The sequence below is a fragment of the Vibrio sp. YYF0003 genome (assembly GCF_036350715.1).
GTDB classification, from domain to species: domain Bacteria; phylum Pseudomonadota; class Gammaproteobacteria; order Enterobacterales; family Vibrionaceae; genus Vibrio; species Vibrio natriegens.
In genome coordinates this window covers 1-20,956 of sequence record NZ_JAZDWA010000013.1, presented here as the reverse complement: position 1 = coordinate 20,956, position 20,956 = coordinate 1, and the positions used below count along the sequence as shown (strand labels likewise).

Annotated in this window: 20 protein-coding genes and 1 riboswitch; of the genes, 15 read left to right on the top strand and 5 right to left on the bottom strand. The window is 45.7% G+C overall.

All coding sequences use genetic code 11. The features are described from left to right. Positions 1 to 16 precede the first annotated feature (16 nt). The 5 genes from ftsE to glpG all read left to right on the top strand — a co-directional run bounded on the left by ftsE (position 17) and on the right by glpG (position 4,336). On the top strand, positions 17 to 691 hold the full coding sequence (ftsE, locus tag V1U08_RS21875) for a cell division ATP-binding protein FtsE (protein ID WP_014233312.1): 675 nt from the start codon (positions 17 to 19) through the stop codon (positions 689 to 691). Beyond that, positions 681 to 1,649 (top strand): permease-like cell division protein FtsX, encoded by a 969-nt coding sequence (ftsX, locus tag V1U08_RS21870; RefSeq protein WP_014233311.1) that lies wholly within the window; start codon positions 681 to 683, stop codon positions 1,647 to 1,649. Before ftsE ends, ftsX begins: the two co-directional genes overlap by 11 nt. Before the next feature lie 175 nt (positions 1,650 to 1,824). Then, positions 1,825 to 2,682: an RNA polymerase sigma factor RpoH gene (gene rpoH / locus V1U08_RS21865; RefSeq protein WP_014233310.1), complete on the top strand. Its 858-nt coding sequence runs from the start codon at positions 1,825 to 1,827 to the stop codon at positions 2,680 to 2,682. Positions 2,683 to 3,173: 491 nt separating this feature from the next. Then, entirely contained in the window at positions 3,174 to 3,494 is a 321-nt protein-coding gene (gene glpE / locus V1U08_RS21860; protein ID WP_014233309.1) for a thiosulfate sulfurtransferase GlpE, read from the top strand. Beyond that, complete coding sequence (gene glpG, locus V1U08_RS21855; RefSeq protein ID WP_065303000.1) at positions 3,494 to 4,336, top strand: rhomboid family intramembrane serine protease GlpG; 843 nt, start codon at positions 3,494 to 3,496, stop codon at positions 4,334 to 4,336. The genes glpE and glpG overlap by 1 nt, the downstream gene beginning before the upstream one ends. 63 nt (positions 4,337 to 4,399) lie before the next feature. On the opposite strand, the gene V1U08_RS21850 is transcribed toward glpG, so the two are convergent. Beyond that, positions 4,400 to 4,810: a flagellar basal body-associated protein FliL gene (locus V1U08_RS21850; protein WP_014233307.1), complete on the bottom strand. Its 411-nt coding sequence runs from the start codon at positions 4,808 to 4,810 to the stop codon at positions 4,400 to 4,402. A 152-nt stretch (positions 4,811 to 4,962) separates the two neighbouring features. On the opposite strand from V1U08_RS21850, the gene V1U08_RS21845 reads away from it, so the two are divergent. Together V1U08_RS21845 and ubiA are read left to right on the top strand one after the other, a co-directional pair. Then, positions 4,963 to 5,502 (top strand): chorismate lyase, encoded by a 540-nt coding sequence (locus V1U08_RS21845; RefSeq protein ID WP_020334038.1) that lies wholly within the window; start codon positions 4,963 to 4,965, stop codon positions 5,500 to 5,502. Continuing rightward, positions 5,503 to 6,357 carry a 4-hydroxybenzoate octaprenyltransferase gene (ubiA, locus tag V1U08_RS21840; RefSeq protein WP_065300351.1) on the top strand — a complete coding sequence of 285 codons (855 nt, stop codon included), beginning with the start codon at positions 5,503 to 5,505 and terminating at the stop codon, positions 6,355 to 6,357. A gap of 56 nt (positions 6,358 to 6,413) precedes the next feature. On the opposite strand, the gene plsB is transcribed toward ubiA, so the two are convergent. Continuing rightward, positions 6,414 to 8,840: a glycerol-3-phosphate 1-O-acyltransferase PlsB gene (plsB, locus tag V1U08_RS21835; protein ID WP_330471409.1), complete on the bottom strand. Its 2,427-nt coding sequence runs from the start codon at positions 8,838 to 8,840 to the stop codon at positions 6,414 to 6,416. Between the two features lie 363 nt (positions 8,841 to 9,203). Between plsB and lexA the strand changes: the two genes are divergently transcribed. The 3 genes from lexA to dinF all read left to right on the top strand — a co-directional run bounded on the left by lexA (position 9,204) and on the right by dinF (position 12,196). Continuing rightward, positions 9,204 to 9,824 carry a transcriptional repressor LexA gene (lexA, locus tag V1U08_RS21830; protein ID WP_014233303.1) on the top strand — a complete coding sequence of 207 codons (621 nt, stop codon included), beginning with the start codon at positions 9,204 to 9,206 and terminating at the stop codon, positions 9,822 to 9,824. A gap of 178 nt (positions 9,825 to 10,002) precedes the next feature. Beyond that, a complete protein-coding gene (locus V1U08_RS21825) occupies positions 10,003 to 10,797 on the top strand; it encodes a class I SAM-dependent methyltransferase (protein ID WP_065297518.1) in 795 nt (264 codons plus the stop codon). 55 nt (positions 10,798 to 10,852) lie between these two features. Continuing rightward, positions 10,853 to 12,196, top strand: coding sequence for an MATE family efflux transporter DinF (gene dinF, locus V1U08_RS21820; protein ID WP_330471408.1), 1,344 nt, complete (start codon positions 10,853 to 10,855; stop codon positions 12,194 to 12,196). 66 nt (positions 12,197 to 12,262) lie between these two features. Here dinF and sthA read toward each other — a convergent pair whose 3' ends face one another. Beyond that, positions 12,263 to 13,663, bottom strand: coding sequence for a Si-specific NAD(P)(+) transhydrogenase (gene sthA / locus V1U08_RS21815; RefSeq protein ID WP_014233300.1), 1,401 nt, complete (start codon positions 13,661 to 13,663; stop codon positions 12,263 to 12,265). Positions 13,664 to 13,957: 294 nt separating this feature from the next. Here sthA and fabR point away from each other — a divergent pair, with 294 nt between their 5' ends. After that, complete coding sequence (fabR, locus tag V1U08_RS21810) at positions 13,958 to 14,599, top strand: HTH-type transcriptional repressor FabR (RefSeq protein ID WP_014233299.1); 642 nt, start codon at positions 13,958 to 13,960, stop codon at positions 14,597 to 14,599. Continuing rightward, positions 14,599 to 14,970 (top strand): YijD family membrane protein, encoded by a 372-nt coding sequence (locus V1U08_RS21805; protein ID WP_014233298.1) that lies wholly within the window; start codon positions 14,599 to 14,601, stop codon positions 14,968 to 14,970. Before fabR ends, V1U08_RS21805 begins: the two co-directional genes overlap by 1 nt. 62 nt (positions 14,971 to 15,032) lie before the next feature. Here the strand turns inward: V1U08_RS21805 and trmA are convergent, their stop codons facing one another. Next, positions 15,033 to 16,139, bottom strand: a complete 1,107-nt coding sequence (trmA, locus tag V1U08_RS21800; RefSeq protein ID WP_020334032.1) for a tRNA (uridine(54)-C5)-methyltransferase TrmA — start codon at positions 16,137 to 16,139, stop codon at positions 15,033 to 15,035. Positions 16,140 to 16,325: 186 nt separating this feature from the next. Next, positions 16,326 to 16,527: riboswitch (cobalamin riboswitch) on the top strand. A gap of 58 nt (positions 16,528 to 16,585) precedes the next feature. Between trmA and btuB the strand changes: the two genes are divergently transcribed. The 3 genes from btuB (at position 16,586) to murI (ending at position 20,026) form a co-directional block, all read left to right on the top strand. Continuing rightward, positions 16,586 to 18,421 carry a TonB-dependent vitamin B12 receptor gene (gene btuB / locus V1U08_RS21795; protein ID WP_330471407.1) on the top strand — a complete coding sequence of 612 codons (1,836 nt, stop codon included), beginning with the start codon at positions 16,586 to 16,588 and terminating at the stop codon, positions 18,419 to 18,421. A gap of 65 nt (positions 18,422 to 18,486) precedes the next feature. After that, complete coding sequence (locus V1U08_RS21790; protein ID WP_330471406.1) at positions 18,487 to 19,170, top strand: ATPase; 684 nt, start codon at positions 18,487 to 18,489, stop codon at positions 19,168 to 19,170. Positions 19,171 to 19,210: 40 nt separating this feature from the next. Then, positions 19,211 to 20,026, top strand: a complete 816-nt coding sequence (murI, locus tag V1U08_RS21785) for a glutamate racemase (RefSeq protein WP_014233294.1) — start codon at positions 19,211 to 19,213, stop codon at positions 20,024 to 20,026. Here the strand turns inward: murI and V1U08_RS21780 are convergent. Then, positions 19,980 to 20,435 carry an RNA recognition motif domain-containing protein gene (locus V1U08_RS21780; RefSeq protein WP_024372606.1) on the bottom strand — a complete coding sequence of 152 codons (456 nt, stop codon included), beginning with the start codon at positions 20,433 to 20,435 and terminating at the stop codon, positions 19,980 to 19,982. The two genes, murI and V1U08_RS21780, sit on opposite strands and share 47 nt — an antisense overlap. Positions 20,436 to 20,956: the final 521 nt, after the last annotated feature.

Sequence of the window (20,956 nt, the reverse complement as noted above, 5' to 3'; positions counted from 1 at the left end):
TGAGAGGGAATCAAGGGTGATCAAATTTCAGCAAGTGAGTAAAGCTTACCGTGGTGGTCGACAAGCACTGCAAAAAGTCGACTTTCACCTGAGGCGTGGAGAGATGGCGTTTTTAGGCGGGCATTCTGGCGCTGGTAAAAGTACCTTGCTGAAATTGATCTGTGCGATTGAACGCCCGACTGATGGCACCATTCATTTTAATGATCATGACATCACTCGTATTTCGAACCGAGATATCCCGTTTCTACGCCGTAATATCGGCATCGTATTTCAGGATCACCGTTTGTTGATGGATCGCAGTGTGTACGACAATGTCGCACTGCCGATGCGCATTGAATCGATTTCTGAAAATGAAATTAAACGTCGCGTTTCTGCGTCGTTGGATAAAACCGGTCTGCTCGATAAAGCGCGTTGTTTGCCAAGTCAGCTTTCGGGCGGTGAGCAACAACGTGTTGGGATTGCCCGTGCAGTTGTGAATCGTCCAACCTTGCTGGTGGCGGATGAGCCTACGGGTAACCTTGACCCTGAGCTGTCTAACCGAGTCCTGCGACTGTTTGAAGAATTTAATCGTGCAGGCGTCACCATCCTACTCGCAACGCACGATATCGGGTTAGTGAACACTCGCCCACAATATCGTCATTTTGAATTGAATCAAGGTTTCCTAAGCGAGGTAGAAGACTATGGCAGGTAAAAAACTCTCGCAAAAGAAAGGTAAAGGCAGCAGTGCTAAGCGAGCCAATACCGATGGGTTTTTCTCTGTTCATATTAAACAGGCAAAAGCGTCTTTTTCTGCCTTGTGGCAACGGCCTTTAGGCAACATATTAACGCTGGCGGTGGTCTCCATTGCGTTGGCGATGCCAGCCTGTCTGTACTTATTAGGTAAGAATGTCGCGGGTGCAGCAGAAGATGTCGCCTCACCATCACAAGTGAGTGCGTATTTAGTAGAAGGTATGCCTGATGCACGCGTGATGGTGCTTAAGGACGAAATCGAAACCTGGCCATTAGTGAAAACTGTGGAATATATTTCTCCGCAGCAAGGGTTGGCTGATCTAAGCCAATATGCGGGCTTCGATCAGGCGCTGAGTTTGTTAAGTGGCTATGCACTGCCAGGCGTACTGGTGATTACACCGGACTCTGAACTGAAAAGTGATATTCAGTCGATAGCTCAGGACGTTCGTAAGCAGCAAGATGTTACCGATGTTCGCCTCGATGAAGATTGGCTGGCTCGTCTTGATGCCATTAAAACACTCGCCAGTATTATCGTTATCACACTGACAGTACTGATGTTAGGCGCGGTGTTTTTAATTGTCGGCAATACATTACGATTCAATGTGTTGGCGAATAAAGAAGAAATTCAGACCATGAAGCTGATTGGTGCAACTGACAGCTTTATTCTTCGCCCTTATTTATACACTGGCATGTGGTTTGGTGTATTGGGGGCAATCATCGCTTGGTTAGCGACGACGGTGATGACCTTTGTCATGAATAGTGCGGTGGAAGATTTAGCGGCATTGTATGACAGTCAGTTCCGTTTGAATGGTCTAAACTGGGATGAATCTCTGCTGCTTATCATCACGGGTAGCTTGATAGGTTGTATCGCTGCGCGTATTTCTGCACAGCGTCACCTAAAAGAAATTGAACCAGTTTAAGTGATGACGGTCTTATACTTGGAATTTATTAGCACAAGCTAATTTGTACCTCTTGTATAGAACACTTGTTTATGGATAATTGCTCGCCCTTCTTGAAACTTGTTCATTTTGAGTTCAAGATATCGAAGCTAAATTGCAATGTAATGCTCCAGATCAGAGATTGATGAGGAATTGAATGACAAAAGAAGCGTATCCGATGGCTCTAGTCACGCAAGATAGCCTTGATAGCTATATTCGCTCCGTTAACAGCTACCCAATGCTGACGGTAGATGAAGAGCGTGAGCTGGCAGAACGATTACACTACAAAGGTGAGATTGAAGCAGCGAAAGGGCTGATCCTGTCGCACCTGAGATTCGTTGTTCACGTTGCTCGAGGTTACTCAGGCTACGGTTTGCCAATGGCAGACTTAGTGCAAGAGGGCAATATCGGCCTAATGAAAGCGGTTAAGCGTTTTAACCCAGAAGTGGGTGTGCGTTTGGTGTCTTTTGCGGTCCACTGGATTAAAGCTGAGATCCATGAATACGTGCTACGTAACTGGCGTATTGTTAAGATCGCAACAACTAAAGCACAACGTAAATTGTTCTTTAACCTACGCAAGTCGAAAAAGCGTCTGGGTTGGTTCAATAACGGCGAAGTAGAAACCGTTGCTCGTGAATTAGGTGTTGAGCCTTCAGAAGTTCGTGAGATGGAATCCCGTCTGGCGGCCGTCGACTCTACGTTCGATATGCCAACCGACGAAGACGACAGCTCAAACAACTACACAGCACCGATGCTTTATCTAGAAGATAAATCGTCAGATGTTGCTGATAACGTTGAAGCAGCAAACTGGGAAATGCATACCAACAATCGTCTTGGACATGCATTGGCAAGTTTAGATGAGCGTAGTCAGCGTATTGTGCGTTCTCGTTGGTTAGATGACGAGAAAGCGACACTGCAGGATTTGGCTGATGAGTTTGGTGTATCTGCCGAGCGTATTCGTCAGCTAGAAAAGAATGCAATGAAAAAGCTCAAACTGGCCGTTGGTGAGTTCTAACGCTAGCTTCTAAACAAAAGCAAATTTTCATAGAAAGCCGAGATCATGTGATCTCGGCTTTTTTATTTTGGATCGAAAGTCGATAACGTTTGCGATCTAAATTTTATGTGCTACCTGTGCATAACTCTGTGAAGTAATTATTTATCAACTGTTCGAAAGCGGGGAAAAATAAGGCGTTCAGGCGTTTTTCCGGCTGGGGATAGTTAGTAATATACACACAGCTAGATCAAGATCATCACTACATATTGTGGATCAAAAGATCAAAATATACTTTATCAACGCAATCCACAGCTTTATCCACATGTGGTTGTAATGTGTACACTTTTAAATTCCCGGATAATTCTTGTGTCTAAATTTAGCGTTGGATAGGTTACAATGGCAGCATATACCCAAGTGACTTTATGACGCAGAACCTCGGCTACCTTGTGATAATGGCTCAATCGCACGTCACTAGGTTATTTGGGTATATTAATAAGACAATGAGAAAGTAAATGGATCAGTTTCAGCATATCGATGTGCAAGGTGCACAAGCACTGCTCGAGCAGGGCGAAGCAAAACTTGTAGATATCCGTGACCCTCAATCGTTTGCCGTAGCGCATGCAGAGTCAGCCTTTCATTTAACCAACGACTCGATCGTCTCTTTCATGGACGATGTGGAATTCGAGCAGCCGGTACTTGTAATGTGCTACCACGGCATTAGTAGTCAGGGTGCCGCGCAATACCTGGTCAACCAAGGCTTTGAGCAAGTGTACAGCGTCGATGGTGGTTTTGAAGCCTGGCAACGAGCCGAGCTACCGATAGTGAGAAGTTAATGAAGAGATTGGTAACGTTAAATAATCCACGCATGGCACAGGCTTTCATCGATTATATGGCGTCTCGTCATATTGAAATTCAGATGATGCCCGAGGGCCAGGGGCAGTTTGCGCTATGGCTGACGGATAGCCAGCATGAAATCGAAGCAGAGGCAGAGCTGAAACATTTCTTAGCCAATCCTTCCGATTCCAAATACAGCGCAGCTTCGTGGAACGTTGCCGAGACTCGCAAGAGTCAATTTCATTATTCAAGCCCAAGTATCATGAGCATGGTCAAAGCGAAAGCTGGACCTGTGACACTTTTGATAATGACAGTGTGTGTCATTATCTACGGTTTACAGATGATCGGCTTTGGTCGGGGCGTGTTTGCATTGCTGCATTTCCCGGCGTTTGAAGGTCAACAATGGCAATTGTGGCGTTGGTTGAGTCATGCTCTGCTGCACTTCTCTGCAACCCATATCATCTTTAACTTGCTGTGGTGGTGGCAACTGGGTGGCGATATTGAACGTCGCCTGAGTTCCGGAAAACTACTGCAAATTTTTGTTGTTTCTGCAGCCTTGTCGGGCGCGGGGCAATTTTATGTTGAAGGTGCGAATTTTGGTGGGTTGTCTGGTGTTGTATACGCGCTGCTCGGTTATCTGTGGATCTTAGGTTATCGTCGGCCTCACCTAGGATTGACGCTACCAAAACCGATCATCGTGTTTATGTTGGTGTGGTTAGTGCTAGGTTTCGTTCAGCCGTTTATGGCGATTGCCAATACCGCGCACTTGGTGGGACTGATTTCGGGAATGGCGATTGCGCTGTTTGACTCCGGGAAAATGAAGTACCAGCAGAAAGCTTAAGGCATAAATAAGAGATAAAAAAGACCGCCAATAGCGGTCTTTTCGTATCAGTGCAAGTCGCGTTTACTGATAGAGATATTTGGTAAACAGCAAATCCGCAATAACGGTTTTCCCAGTTTCCGGCAGGAGTGTTTCGTTTAACCTTGTTACCAAGGTCTTACGCAAATCTTCCCGACCAGAAAGAGACTTGATGGTATCTTCTGTCTGCTTACCGAGTAACTCGATGATGGCATCGCGAATCAGTGGTTGGTGATGTTCAATGATGGTCAGGTCTTGCTGGCTCATGACCATGATATCGATACGCACCTGAACGTAACCTAACTTTTTTCCTTTAGTGTAAAAGTTGGTGGTTAAGTCTGGTTCCAAAGTGAAGTACGCCAACTGAGGTCCAGCTTGTTCCGTTTCAGCCCAGGTTGGTGTGGAGATAAGCATGGTTAACGCAAAAATAGTTTGGGCTATATAACGTTTGTACATATTTCTAACTTTTCTTTCTCTGGATCGCGATATTCGAATCGCTTCAGTCTTGGTACAATAGACCGTCTATAACAAATAATGAACTTACGGTTTCAGTAAGACGGTAAGTTGTTGCTTTATTCTACGCATAAAGCCTCTAATTGAATACTAGTATGAATCAGCCAACATCACTCTATCTTGCTTCTTTATTGGAAGTAGAGTGGCAAAAGCCCGAAGAATTTGAATTTCCAAATGAATTGTCCAAGCATTGGCTTGAAGAACAAGGGTCTTTGTCACGTCGTTTAAAGCAGCACTGTCAGGCTTTGACAGTGGAATTGCTACAGAATCAAATTGTCACTGCCAAGACACTGAAACAGGATGAAAGTCAGTTATTGTCTGAGCAAGATTGCCTGTTACGAGAGGTCGTTTTGTGTGGTGATGACAGTCCTTGGGTTATAGGACGTACGCTCATTCCATGCACGACACTGGTGGACCAGCAATACGATTTGGCTGAACAAGGGGATATCCCTTTAGGTCTGACCGTTTTTAGTGCGGATAACGTAGAGCGAGACTCACTGCAAATGGGGTGGGCCAACCTGCCTCAAGGACGATTTTTAGCGCGACGTTCAAGGTTGTGGATGAATCACAAACCAATGTTAGTCGCCGAGTTATTCTTATCTCTTTCACCTATTTACGCTAAGGAGAGGGTGTAAATGTCCGCAGAAAAAGCCAAAGCATATTGGCAACTGACGCGAATGGATCGACCAATAGGGTCCTTGCTACTGTTGTGGCCTACTGTTTGGGCACTTGTCATCGCCGCTCAGGGTATGCCTAATTGGGATGTATTGCTTGTGTTTGTACTAGGCGTGTTTCTAATGCGAAGTGCAGGTTGTGTGATTAACGACTTCGCTGATCGTAAAGTCGATGGTCACGTTAAGCGCACCAAACAACGCCCGTTACCGTCGGGCAAAGTCACGGCGAAAGAAGCAATAGGCCTGTTTCTGGTGTTAGCCGTGAGCTCATTCTTATTGGTTTTGACCATGAACCCACTGACGATTCAACTGTCGTTTGCAGGTGTTGTGTTGGCTTTCATCTACCCATTTATGAAGCGCTACACCCATCTTCCACAATTGTTTTTGGGGCTGGCGTTTAGTTGGGCAATCCCGATGGCGTGGGCAGCACAAACGGGTGAACTGCCTTTGATCGTATGGTTTATCTTTGTGATTAATGCGCTGTGGACCATTGCTTACGACACCCAATATGCCATGGTTGACCGTGATGATGATTTGAAAATTGGTATCAAATCGACCGCGATTCTGTTTGGTCGCCATGACAAGTTAATTATTGGTATTTTACAGCTCATTACCTTAGCGATGCTGGTTGGACTAGGGCAGTATTACCAGTTAGGGCAGAGCTACTACTGGACGATTCTGATTGCCGCTTCACTGTTTGTTTATCAGCAGCATTTGATTCGCCACCGAGAACGCGATCTATGCTTTAGAGCATTTCTCAACAATAACTATGTCGGTATGGTTATCGCCGTCGGTTTATTAGTGGCGTTTTGGTAATAATTCGAAAATTGAAAAGGCATCCGATTGGATGCCTTTTTTGTTTGTGCTTTTTGTTATGACTGAAGCTGGTGAATACTTTCTTCTATCGTTAGCTTCACTTCTGGATAAAGCAGAGTAAATAACAGTTTGGCAAATTGCTGCGTATTTTCTGTATCGCAGTTGCCATCATTGTCTAGGTACGCTTGTTGCTTCAGGGTATTGAACATCGCGCTAAATACACCTTTATCAAAGAACTCCGGCGCGTTAATGCCATGCAGTCGACCCAGACGCTGAGCGATGTCCTGACTTTTCTGCTCTAAGTCTGATTTCCCTAACTCTGGGTACGCCACCAACAAGTTCGTTGCGATGGAGTAGCGCTGCAATGTCTCAGTAATTGTGCGACCCAGTAGAACCAGTGACTGGTTGTTGGACTGATTGATTTCCAGCTTATTGCCATCAAGACAGATCATCTTTTGCTCGACAAATTCGTTAAGAATTTTCTCGACCAGATCATTCAAATCCTCTTCTTGATAGCTTAAGAACAGCTCTTTTTTCAGGAATGGGTAGATTAGCGCAACGTTCTGCTGAACGCTTTCCACCGTGACGTTGCGCTGACGAATAATCATCTGAGCGATAAGTGACGGAAGCGCAAACAAGTGAATGATGTTATTGCGGTAGTAAGTCATCAGAATCGACTGGTTGCGATCCAGTGAAATGATATCGCCCATGCTGTCTGTTTCAATCACAAACTTATCAAGTGAGATTGCGTGATCAACCAACTCTTCTGCGCTTTCGCTTGGAATGGTAGAGGTGCTTGAGTACGGGTTGTTCTTGAGTAGCTTCAGGTAACATTCAATCTGACTGATTAGAGAGTCACGAGATAACGCGCGCTGACGAGAAGCAAGCAAGGCAGTCGCGCAGAGTGTCAGTGCATTAGCCGCAGCTGCATCGTTAATGTGCGTCATCATCTTGTTGGCCAGCCCGTTCACCACCGGATTCATCCATTGTGGTTTGCTGCTACCCATCGGGTCTATATCTTTAGTCCACTCCGGAGCATGCTCGTTAAGGTATTGGTTAAGCTGAATTGGCTCACCAAAGTTGACGTAGCCCAAACCAAAGTTGCGCAGCTTACGCAGAGTGCGCAGTACCAAACCGGCATTTTCTTTCTCTTTACGCTTACCGCGAAGTTCTTTGGCGTAAGTACTTACTTCCATTACATGCTCGTAGCCAATGTAAACCGGCACCAAAGTAACTGGACGGTTTAGACCACGTAGCATGGCCTGAATCGTCATCGCCAGCATACCTGTTTTGGCTTGCAGTAATCGCCCAGTACGCGAGCGACCGCCTTCGCTAAAGTATTCAACTGAGTAGCCTTTCGCGAAAAGCTCGGCCAGATACTCGCGGAAAATCGTCGAGTACAGTTTATTGCCTTTAAAGCTGCGGCGGATAAAGAATGCACCACCACGGCGGAAAATAGGACCAGCCGGAAAGAAATTCAGGTTAATACCGGCAGCAATATGTGGTGGAACCATGCCTTCGTTGTACAGCACGTACGAAAGCAGTAGGTAGTCCATGTGGCTACGGTGACATGGAACGTATACGATCTCGTGACCATCTTGTGCTAAACGGCGTACTGTAGAGGCATTATTGATATGCAGACCCTGATACAGCTTATTCCAAAGCCAGCCGAGAATGCGGTCACCTCTTTTCACCAAGCCATAAGAAAAGTTCGCGGCAATTTCATCCATGATGTCGTGGGCTTCTTTGCGCGCTTTTTCAATCGAGATATTTTTGCTCTTAGCTTCATCAGCGATGGCTTGCTCAATCGCAGGTGATTTCATTAAACGCGCAAACAATACCTGACGTTGGGGTAGGTTAGGACCCGATGCTGCCAGCTTTTGGCGAGAGAAGTGGATACGAGCCACTCGCGCGAGCTTGTGAGCAATCGCACTGTCAGTGCCATGAGAATCTGCCATGTAGCGCAGCGATACCACTGGGCTAAAACGCACTAAACAGTCACGGCCAGATGCCATCACCGCTTTGGCTTTTTGTGGACCATTCATTGGCTGAAGGTACGGTTTACTATTCTCTTCTTTACCTGGTTTGCGTCCCCACAGCACGGTCGCTGGGATCATTTGTACATCTAGTTCGCTGTCCAGTTTGTGTAGCTCTAATAACTCACGAAAGAGAGAGTCAGATTCTGTTGGTACGTCATTGTCATTTCCCATCACGGTTGGACGAGCAGCAATAAATACGTAACGGTTGAGAGTTTTGCCATTAATTTCCAATGGACTGAGCGGGTCTGGCAGACCAAGGCTCATGGCTTGTTTTTGCAGTGTCAGCAAATCCACGTTCGAACGGAACGGTAAGGCATACACAATCGGTTTAGCCAGATCGATATCAAGATCGTCAATAGGGTTCGATGGGATTGTGGTGCCCTTTACCAGTACCGATAAAGGTAGTTTTAGTATTGAACGTGAAAATGATTGTCCAGAAGACATAAAGTTCACAGCCTCGATAGGTATTCAAACAGGCCCTAGCTTATTTCTGTGTCCGCATGGCCCATCTTGAGAGAAAATGAGTACGGCAATAGAAATAAGCCTAGGCGATAAAATTTAAGCGCAGCAAGGATAACAGAAACTGGTCGAACCTTTTAATTTTATTGAGCATGAATTAGTCAAACACCCGAGCTGTTTCTTCCACTTGATTCACTTTAAGCGAGCTGTTTTAAACGTTTATGACGAAAAGGATGCTGCGCAACTTAAGTAAGCCAAGCAAATAAATTAAAAAACAACCAATTGGGTTTCCATTTAACCATTTACTGGATATACTCACAGTTAACTGTATAAAAAGACAGGTGAGACATGAAGCCGTTAACGCCACGCCAACAACAAGTCTTCGATTTGATTAAAAGTAAAATCGATGACACCGGAATGCCACCAACCCGTGCAGAGATTGCGCGTGAGCTTGGCTTCCGCTCTGCAAATGCTGCAGAGGAACACCTAAAAGCACTTGCTCGTAAGCAAGCGATTGAAATTATTCCGGGTGCATCTCGAGGGATTCGTATCCTGCTTGAAGATGCTGCAAATGATGATCAGGGCTTGCCTCTGATTGGTCAGGTGGCAGCGGGTGAGCCGATTCTGGCTCAAGAGCATGTGGAAGCCCACTACCAAGTTGATCCTGCGATGTTTAAACCGCAAGCGGATTTCTTACTTCGCGTAAACGGCGAAAGTATGAAAGACATCGGTATTATGGATGGTGACTTACTTGCTGTGCATAAAACGCAAGACGTACGTGACGGTCAAGTTGTCGTTGCTCGTGTGGACGACGATGTGACAGTGAAGCGTCTGGAGCGTAAAGGTTCTACCGTATTGCTGCATGCAGAGAATGAAGAGTTTGCACCTATCCAGGTGGATCTGACTTCTCAGCACCTGACGATTGAAGGTCTAGCCGTCGGTATTATTCGCAATACTGACTGGATGTAAGCTCAAGCTTTGAAACAACAGTCCAGCTTTACTGGGCTGTTGTTTATTACGCTTTTTAATTTCCCCACCCTCATTTCACACTTCCTATCTTTTGATATGCATCCATGCTTGATAATGTAATTGATATTCATTATCATTTATTTCTGTATCCATTACTTTCATTGGCGCAGGAAATGCCATGTCTCAGTCTAAACATCAAGTTCCTAACCATTTATTAAAACCTTTGTTGTTACGCAGTCGTGAAAGTATGGTCGACAATGGCTTAGTGTATGACCCTATTGCAGCCAAAGCCTGTTTAAACTGCCAAATGGCGCCTGATTGTCTTGGCGGAGATGTGGCGCAAAAGCAGTTATTGCATGTAACATTAACTCAACTGTGTGACCAACAGGTCAATCAATTCCTGCAGCAATATCCTGATGCGTGGGTGATTAATGTCGGCGCAGGTCTCGATACGCGTTTTTACCGTCTGGATAACGGACGTTGTCATTGGGTCGAGCTGGATGTTACGGAGAATCTGGTTTGGCGACAGCGACTTTTCCATAAAAACGAACGTTATAAAAATCATATCGGCAGCGTAGAAGAAATGTCATGGCTGGACTCTCTGAATATTCCAGACAAATCACCAGTTCTGGTTGTTTGTGAAATGGCACTTTTGGATTGCTCAGAATCACAGGTTGCCGGTTTTATTCAAACGTTGGGGCGACACTTTGTGTCTGCTGAAGTGTGTATGGTTCTGGCTGGGGATCTCACTGAAAGTAAATGGGGACAGAAGCTGGGCTCTGATTGTTATGCGCATGGCTTTGAAGCACCATCAGAACAATTTCTGCAATGGCTGCCTTGGGCTGAATGGGTCAAAGTCTTTTCACCATTTGATCGTTTTTGCTCTCGCTGGAAGGCTTGGCAACGCTGGCTCAATAAGATCCCTGTACTTAAATACCGTCTGACACCTGTCCTCGTTCATATTAAGTGGTGATTGGCTAGCTTCACATTGCTCAGGTACACTCGTTAATCCAGTTAAAGAGGTGCTTGTGACAAACTCTATTTTCTCTCCTTTATCTAATCCTCAGGTGCACCGTCAGGTCTTGGCACTTGCGATTCCAATGGTGCTGTCGAACATTACCGTTCCTTTGCTTGGTCTGGTTGATGCCGCGGTGATTGGCCATCTTGAACATGCTTGGTATCTGGGCGGTGTCGCCTTAGGCAGCACGATGATCAGTGTGACTTTTTGGCTGATCGGTTTTTTGCGTATGTCGACAACAGGGTTAGCCGCGCAATCTTACGGAAGTGATGATCACAAACAACTTGCTTTAGTTTTCCTGCAAGGCGCTTTGATGGCGTTGCTGTTCGCAGTGCTGTTTTTAGTTGCACACAGTTCTATTGCTGACCTTATCTTTAGCTGGAGTGATGCCAGTGAGGAAGTGAAACACTATGGTATGCAGTATTTCTCTGTCCGTGTCTGGAGTGCGCCTGCGGCGTTAATGAATTTCGTGTTGTTGGCTTGGTTACTTGGCACACAAAATTCCAAGGCACCGATGTGGATGGTGATCATTACTAACCTTACTAATATCGCATTGGATGTCTTGTTTGTGATTGGGTTAGGCTGGAAAGTCGAAGGGGCGGCTTTAGCCTCAGTGATCGCAGACTACTCAGGCATGGCATTTGGCTTAGTTTGTGTTTGGAAAACATGGCAAGAGCGACAGTTACCTTCACCTAAGCGCCTCCTTGCGGACACGCAGAATGGGATAGGTCGGTTTATAAAACTTAATCGAGATATCTTTTTACGCTCTTTGTGTTTACAGGCGGCATTTAGCTTTATGACCTTTCAGGGGGCGAGCTTTGGTGATGATGTGGTGGCTGCGAATGCTGTGCTGATGAGTTTTTTGATGATCATTTCTTACGGCATGGACGGTTTTGCTTATGCCATGGAAGCCATGGTGGGTAAAGCCATTGGGGCGAAAGACAGGCAGCAACTGAGCGTATCGCTTATTGGGACATTCTTTTGGAGCCTGGTTATCTGTTTGGGCTTAACGGCAGTCTTCTCTTTAGCAGGATCGACCCTGATCGCCATGATCACCTCAATAGAAGAGGTACAGCAGCAGGCGGCGACTTATCTGCCATGGCTGGTGGTGATGCCACTGGCTTCGATGTGGTGCTTTCTCTTGGATGGAATTTTTGTCGGAGCTACTAAAGGTAAAGACATGCGTAACAGTATGTTTGTTGCGACCAGCAGCTTCTTTGTTGTCTTTTACTTATTTTCGGGATGGGAAAATCACGCGCTTTGGCTGGCGATGACCAGTTTTATGCTGATGCGCGGCATCGGGCTTGGCGTGATTTTACTTTATCAATGGCGCAAGGGAACCTTTCTCGCTTGACGGCTACCACAAACAAAAACAGCAGGCGGAGTGCCTGCTGTTTTACGTTTTAGGGGGCTGCCCTCATTAGAACAGTCGGTTCAAACCATTCAATGCTGCCACGCGGTACGCTTCGGCCATGGTTGGGTAGTTGAACGTTGTGTTAACGAAGTACTCGATGGTATTCGCTTCCCCTTTTTGTTCCATGATGGCTTGTCCGATGTGGATGATTTCCGCAGCACGTTGACCAAAACAGTGGATGCCCAGAATCTCTTTGGTTTCGCGGTGGAACAAAATCTTCAAACTGCCAATGTCTTTTCCTGCGATCTGTGCGCGCGCCAGATGTTTGAAGGAAGATCGACCCACCTCATAAGGCACTTTCGCTGCCGTCAGTTCTTGCTCTGTTCTACCAACAGAACTGATTTCCGGAATGGTGTAGATGCCGGTTGGGATATCTTCAATCAGATAGTTATCCGCTTGTCCTTTGGTGATGGCTTGCGCCACAAAGCGCCCTTGATCGTAGGCGGCACTTGCCAGGCTAGGGTAACCAATCACATCACCGACTGCGTAAATGTGCTCCACTACGGTTTGATAGTTACGATTCACTTTCAATTGTCCGCGCGAGTCCGCTTCCAGACCAACCGCACCAAGGTTGAGTTTATCCGTGTTACCTGTTCGGCCGTTGGCGTACAGCAGGCAATCCGCAAACATCTTTTTGCCGGACTCTAAATGGATAATCACACCGTCTTCTGTACCTTCAATTTTTTCGTAAGTTTCATCATTACGAATCACCACACCACTGTTCCAGAAGTGGTATGACAGCGCATCAGAGACTTCGTTGTCCAAGAAAGATAACAAACGGTCACGGGTGTTAATCAAGTCAGTTTTCACCCCAAGCCCGCGAAAGATAGACGCATACTCACAGCCAATGACACCTGCACCATAGATAATGATATGACGAGGGTCATGCTTCAGGCTTAGGATGGAGTCACTGTCGTAAATGCGTTCGTGTAGGAAGTCGACATCATCTGGCTGGTATGGGCGAGAGCCTGTCGCAATGACAAATTTATCTGCTGAGTAGACTTCTTCAGTGCCATCACTTTGCATAACCGCGACAGAGTAATCATCGATGAAACGTGCGGTTCCGAAGAGCAGGGTACATTGGTTACGGTCGTAGAACCCCTGACGCAGGCGCGTTTGTTTGTCGATGACCGACTTCGCATGGCCTAAAATGTCAGAAAATGTTGCATGTAAACTGGTGCTATTGCGGCAGAATAGCGGGTTGCTATTAAATTCGATGATTCGGCTAACCGCATGACGCAGTGCTTTTGATGGTATGGTTCCCCAGTGCGTACAGCCGCCACCAACGCTGCTCTCTTTCTCAATGATGGCTACATTCAGTCCCGCTTTGGTTAATCCCATTGCAGCCCCTTCTCCGCCAGGGCCACTACCAATTACGATCACGTCAAAGTGATTTACATGCGCCATGATGTATTTCCTTGTTATATTTGCTTAACATTGCCTTAGCGCAATTTTAACTCATTTGCTCTATACGTACACGTAATGGCTGCGAGAGAGTGGAAGTGATCACGCAGAAACGACCAAAAGCACGAATTGGTATGTTGGATGTCTATAAATTGCATTGAGAATATTGCATTCAGACGGTTGCCAATAGTAACGTTTGCGCGGTTAACGCTGGCAAAGGCAACATATCTTTCTCCGTAGGGGGTAATTGCGTTATATTGAAGCTCTTGTACCCTACATAAAAAGAGCAAGTTAAGAATGAAATCGATGGGCATCCGCGCGCAACAAAAAGAGAAGACACGTCGATCATTGATCGACGCGGCATTTAGTCAATTAAGTGCGGATCGCAGCTTTTCCAGTCTCAGCTTGCGAGAAGTTGCCCGAGAGGCAGGAATTGCACCTACTTCTTTCTATCGCCACTTTAAAGACATGGATGAACTAGGCTTAACCATGGTCGATGAAGGGGGGTTACTGTTACGTCAGTTGATGCGTCAGGCGCGTCAACGTATCGTAAAAGAAGGAAGTGTGATTCGAACTTCGGTTGAAACATTTATGGAATTCATTGAAAGTAGCCCTAACGTATTTCGTTTGTTACTGCGTGAACGTTCAGGAACTTCTTCTGAATTCCGTACCGCTGTTGCTCGAGAAATTCAGCATTTTGCGGCAGAATTAACCGAGTACTTGATGAGCACCGGCGTGACCAGAGAAGAGGCGTATACTCAAGCAGAGGCGTCGGTTACTTTGGTCTTCAGCTCGGGTGCTGAAGCTTTAGATTTAGATCGCCGTGAGCGCGATGAACTCGCGGAACGATTGATTATGCAATTGCGAATGATAGCCAAAGGGGCTTATTGGTATCGCAAAGAACGTGAACGTAACCGATTAAAAGGCAGGATAGAATAATGTCGAATGGAAATAAATCTGAAAAGAAAACGCTGATTTTAGCGTTGGTTGCAGGTGTGTGTGGTGATGCTTTGTTGTCATGGTTGACGATGAGCGAAGTCTCTTTCTCAATTTTCCCGTTGATCGCTCTTGTACTAGCAGTACAGGCGCTGTACCAAGAATACTTGAGCAACCCGGTATCGGAAGATATCCCATTGGTTGGTCTGGCATGTTTCTTCGTCGGGGCGTTTGGTCACTCTGCGTTTATCAAAGCGCAATACCCAGAAGCAGGTTCAAACTTCTTCGCTATTATGGTTTCTATGATCCTTCTAGTGTGGATCGGTAAGAAGCTTGGCTTTATGGAAAGCAAAAGCAAAACTTCAGCGGAATAACGCCGCAAGGTTAAATAAAAAAGCGAGCTATTGAGCTCGCTTTTTTTATACCTGCTTTACGCTTACTTGCGTTCCAGGAATACACCCGCTTCCATGTGGTGGGTGTATGGGAACTGATCGAACAGAGCAAAACGTGTGACTTTGTGTGTTTCGCTCAAAATGTCCAAGTTCTCTTTCAGGGTGTCAGGATTACAAGAGATGTACATGATACGCTCGTAACCTTGCACCATCTTACAGGTGTCCACATCCATACCTGAACGTGGTGGATCCACAAAAATTGTGTTGCAGTTGTAGCTCTTCAAATCCACGCCAGCATCTTGCAAGCGGCGGAACTCACGTTTACCTTCGATCGCCTGAGTAAACTCTTCTGCTGAAAGACGCAGGATTTGTACGTTATCAATCTCATTCGCTGCGATATTGTATTGAGCAGATACCACAGAAGGCTTCGCCAGTTCGGTTGCCAAAACGCGGTCAAAGTTTTGTGCCAATGCCAGCGAGAAATTACCGTTACCACAGTAAAGCTCTAACAGGTCACCAGTGCTGTCTTGAGTACAGTCTACTGCCCATTCCAGCATCTTCTCTGCTACTTTACCGTTTGGTTGTGTAAAGCTGTTTTCTACTTGTTGGTAAATGTACGACTGACCATTCACATCTAGTTTCTCGATGACATAATCTTGGTCGAGGACGATTTTCATCTTGCGTGCGCGGCCGATGATGTTGAGGTTGAAACCTTCATCATTCAGACGCTGCTTCATTGCTTTCGCGTTTTCAATCCACTCATCATCCAACTGGCGATGGTAAAGCAGAGAAACCAGAATCTCACCGCTCAGTGTAGACAGAAAGTCCACTTGGAATAATTTACGACGCAGAGAGTCGTTGTCTTTCATCGCTTCAATCAGTAGCGGCATCAAATCATTGATAAGACGGCTTGCTGCAGGGAACTGGTCAACGCGGTATTTCTCACGAGTTTCCTGATTGAACATGATGTAGTAAAGGTCTTCACCTTCATGCCAAACACGGAACTCAGCACGCATACGGTAGTGCTGCTCTGGTGATTCAAACACTTCCAGCTCTGGCACGTTGTATGGCGAGAACATATCAGTGAGACGTTCAACTTTTTCCGCCAGTTGTTCTTGGTAGTGTTGTGGGTTTACATCAAGAGTAGCCATGATCTTACCTTTTATGGTGCATTCAATTTAAGAGCGCAGATTTTATTCAATCTCAACAGTATGTCCAGTTTTGTACTTGAATTGATCTAAAGATAGTGTGTACAGGTTAAGTAGAAAGCGCAATTAATCAAAACGTTACAATTTATAGGGGTAATATTGGCTGGACAAATAATCCATAGCTGAATAATATCAGCCTCAAGCTGGTGCTATCTAGCAATCTAGATGGCTGAAATGGGAATCTGGTGGAACTCCAGAACTGACGCGCAGCGGTAAAAGAGAACGAAAGCTTATTAAGACACTGCATTGGTTGATGTGGGAAGTCGAGCGAGTAGGTGGGGTAAAAGCCAGGCTCTTAAGTCCGAATACCTGCCAGCAACTGAGCCACAGCACTGGTCTGCCATTAAATGGCAGGGCTCGGAAGGAATTACGCGATTTAGGACAATATAATGAAAAAATCCGCATTGGCGATCACTCTGGCATCGCTGCTTTCACCTGTCTCTTATCTACAGGCCCAAGAAACCTCCGCTGACGAAACGCTCGTTGTTACCGCTAACCGATTTGAACAAGCTGAAAGCAATACGCTTGCTGATGTGGAAGTTGTGACTCGAGAAGATATCGACCGTATTCAAGCTAAGACTCTACCGGATGTATTGCGTCGACTTACTGGTATTCAGGTTACGCAAAATGGTGGCCGTGGTCAGTTAGCTTCGCTATTTGTGCGTGGCACAAGTTCAGACCAAGTTTTGGTGCTGGTCGATGGTGTACGTTTTGCTCGTGCAGCAAAAGGTGCGGTTGATTTCAACCAGATCCCACTGACTTATGTTCAGCGCATTGAGTATGTTCGCGGCGCTCGTGCGTCTCTGTACGGTTCTGAAGCGATTGGTGGTGTTATCAATATCATTACCGTGGCTCGCGCGGAAGATGAAAGCACCAAGTTGAGCGCAGGTCTGGGTAGCCTTGATTATCAGGAGCTGAGTATCGCATCGGGTATCAAAGTCGGTGACAATGGTCAGTTGAATCTTGCACTGGGAACTGAAAGTGATGACGGCTACAACGTTCGCCCGGTTACAGGCATCAACGATGGTGACCGTCATGGCTTTGAAACCAAGAATGGTCTGATTGGCTACGTGCATAATTTTGATAAGCAGTGGTCAGCATTTGGTAACTTCCGTGCATACGAGAACGTTTACCAGTACGACAGCAGCTATGGCAGTCGCGCCTACTACGAAGCAGAGAAAGATGATTTCTCGGCAACGATTGGCGGCAAATACCAATCTGACAATCTGATGTCTGAGTTACAAGTGACGGCACAGAAGCAAAAGTCATGGAATTACCAACAGTCGGCAGGTAAGCACTCAGGTACAGAAGACGAGCTAGAACAGCAAAATGTGCAGTGGACCAACAGCTACCTTCTAAACAACAATACAACGTTTGCTGGTGGTATTGATTGGCGTGACGAGTCTTACGTTGATAAGAACGCAAACAAAACGTTCGATCGCACCAATGGCGCGTTATTTGGTATCGCGACCGCAACGATTGATAACGCTATGCTCGAAGGCAGTGCCCGTATCGATGATAACGAAGAGTACGGCAGTGAGTTTACTTACAGTCTGGCTGCGGGTTACCAGTTCGTCCCAGAGTTTGGCGCTAAAGCCTCTTTTGGTACTGCATTTAAAGCTCCGAACCTTTATCAGCAATACGACCCAACTTACGGTGAAAAAGATCTTAAGCCAGAAGAGTCGGATGCATGGGAAATCAGCTTTAGTGGTGATATTCAGGGCGTTTTCTGGTCACTGACAGGTTACGACTACAAGATCACCAATCTTATCGACTACCATCCGACGACATACAAGTACCTGAATGTTGACGGTGAAACACACATTCAAGGTGTTGAATTAGTTGCCGAGTTTGAAACTGGTATTGTACAGCATCAAGTGAGCGCTGATTACAAAGATGCCGAAGATGACAATGGCGATCAGCTGCAACGCCGTGCCAAAGAAATGTACAAGTGGGACGCGATTGTAAACTTTGACAAGGTTGATTGGTCAATTAGCTATCTATACGTAGGTAAGCGCCCAGATGTTGATTACAGCACTTGGCCATCTCAAGACGTATACATGCCTTCTTACTCACTGGTAGATACAGCAGTTACTTACTACCCTAATGAGTCAACCACGGTTAGTGCTCGTATCGATAACTTGTTTGATGAAGAGTATGAAATGGCGTTGGGTTATCCTGCGGCAGAGCGTGCTTACTACGTAAACATCGGTTACCAATTCTAACCTTAGTTATGAATGAAAGCCGCCTTCGGGCGGTTTTTTCTTTTCAAGAATCGTATGGAGGCATCATGAGCAAGCCGAAACGAGTTGTGATCAGTTGGTCGAGTGGTAAAGATTCCACTTTGACGTTAGAAAGATTGCAAGAAGACCCAAATTACGAAGTGGTTGGACTCTACACAACTTATGTTGACGACGAAGTTCCCTTTCAGGCGACACCTCTTGAAGTTGTGCAGATGCAGGCTGACTTACTTGGCCTTCCATTGATCACCATTGAGTTGCCTGCCGTCTTCCCAAGTAATGACATCTACCAATCTACGATTGTCACAGCATTGGCTGAGAGTGAGTTAAATATACAAGCTGTCGCTTTTGGTGACATGTTCTGCAATGGTATCGCTGATTATCGACGTAGCTATATAGAACCTGCTGGCTGGGAATGTGTATTCCCTCTATTAGGGGAGAGCAGCAAAGCGCTGGCGATGGAAATCATTGATCGCGGTATTCAAACGATGCTTATCACCACTGATGGAGAAGTCTTGTCATCAGATTGGTGCGGGCGTTGGTATGACAAACCGCTGGTTGATTCGCTACCAAGTCATATTGACCCTTGTGGAGAAAATGGCGAGTTTCATACCTTGGTTACATCTGCCCCTTCATTTCAAGGCTATATAGAACTGGTTAAGCGAGAGGTCGAGACTGAGGAGAGGTTTAGTCATCAAAGATACAGTGCCAAAGCATTGCCAAAACAAATCTAGCCAGTATGATCGCAGCGTTTATATTGCTTAGGTAAGACTCGTGCGAGTAGCGAATAAGAAAAAGGTTCTGGTGTTTGACTCCGGTGTCGGAGGGCTTTCTGTATTTAAAGAAATCCATCGTCTATTGCCGCAAATGGACTACCTATATCTATTCGACAATCAGGCATACCCATACGGAGAGCTTGAACAAAGCGTTCTCATTTCTCGTGTGAACCAACTGGTATCCGCGCTAGTGGAAGAGTATCAGGTCGATATTGTTGTCATCGCGTGTAACACCGCAAGTACGATAGTGCTCCCGTCACTACGTGCAAAGCTAGCGATTCCTGTTGTTGGAGTTGTCCCTGCTATTAAGCCGGCGTCATTACTTGCTTCTAAAGGCGTGGGATTGATCGCGACGCCAGCCACAGTTACTCGACAATATACCCACAAATTGATTCGTGATTATGCTCAGGGAAAACCAGTAGAGTTATTGGGCTCTACCCGCCTGGTCGATATAGCGGAAGAAAAGCTGCGAGGGAAAGAGGCTTGCATTGAAGAACTAAAAGACATCTTGGAACCTATCCGCAATAAAGTGGATGTCGCTGTATTAGGTTGCACTCACTTTCCACTTCTTAAAGAAGAAATTCACCAGGCACTGGATGGTGAGGTCACATTAGTTGACTCAGGAAAAGCGATAGCACGTCGAGTAAAGACGTTATTAGATAGTGAGCAGTGTAAGGAAACCACAGAAGAGGGGACTAAACGAATTTTTGCCAGTGCACCTCCTTGGCAAGAAGATGCACTGAATGTGTGTCTGGCGAAGCTAGGTTTTACTCCTGTTCAAATTTATCGCCTTCCGGGTGTTTCGGATCGTTAGCGATACGCACTTTAAGTGTACGATCCATATATAGCTTTTCATTTAACTTGGCGATGGCTGGTTCAGCATCTGCAGCGGCCATCACAACAAATCCAAATCCTCTTCTTTTACCAGTACGTTTATCTTTCATTAATCGCACGGCATAGACTTGTCCATATTCCGCAAATAAATCGCGAACATGACTTTCATTTGCCTTATAAGGCAGATTTCCGACATACAAGGTTTTGGTTGATGGGTCAGAGTCGGTTGATTGATCAATTGGTGTCTGGCTAGAAAATGAAAACAGAAAAGCAGTAGCGACAACACCGATAAGAAAGCTCAGTACGGGTGAAACGGCGAATTGAGAGAAGATGACTCCCCCAATGACGGCCAACCCGGCACATAAAATCAGATTTTTTTTAGACGTCATTTTGATTACTACACATAGGTGATAAAGAGATTGTTTGCCTATTAACATAATAGACACATGAATCTTACGTATATGGTTGGTGTTTTTCCAACCAATTGCTGTGATATGTCTCAAATGTGACGAAGAAATATGCGAATTTCGCCATTTTGATTAATAACTGACCGCTTAAATCTTTTTTTTAAAAAAAGAGTTGCGCTCTTCAAACATCTCCCTATAATGCCGCCTCACCGACACGGAGTGAGACGAGAGTCACACAGCGAGTTGGAAAGAGAAGAAAAAGAAATTTGAAAAATTTCTTGACTCTCAAACCGGGCAGCGTAAGATAAGCACCCCTGACAACGAGACGCGAAAGCGGCAAGTTAAGTCAGAAAAGCTCTTTAACAATATAGACCTATCAATCTGTGTGGGCACTCGTTGATGATAATCCAATTAGATACCTCGGTATCAAATTAGGTTTCAATGATACGAAGTGACCATTGAATCTTCGGATTCAGCACAGTCAATTCAAACATTACTTTATG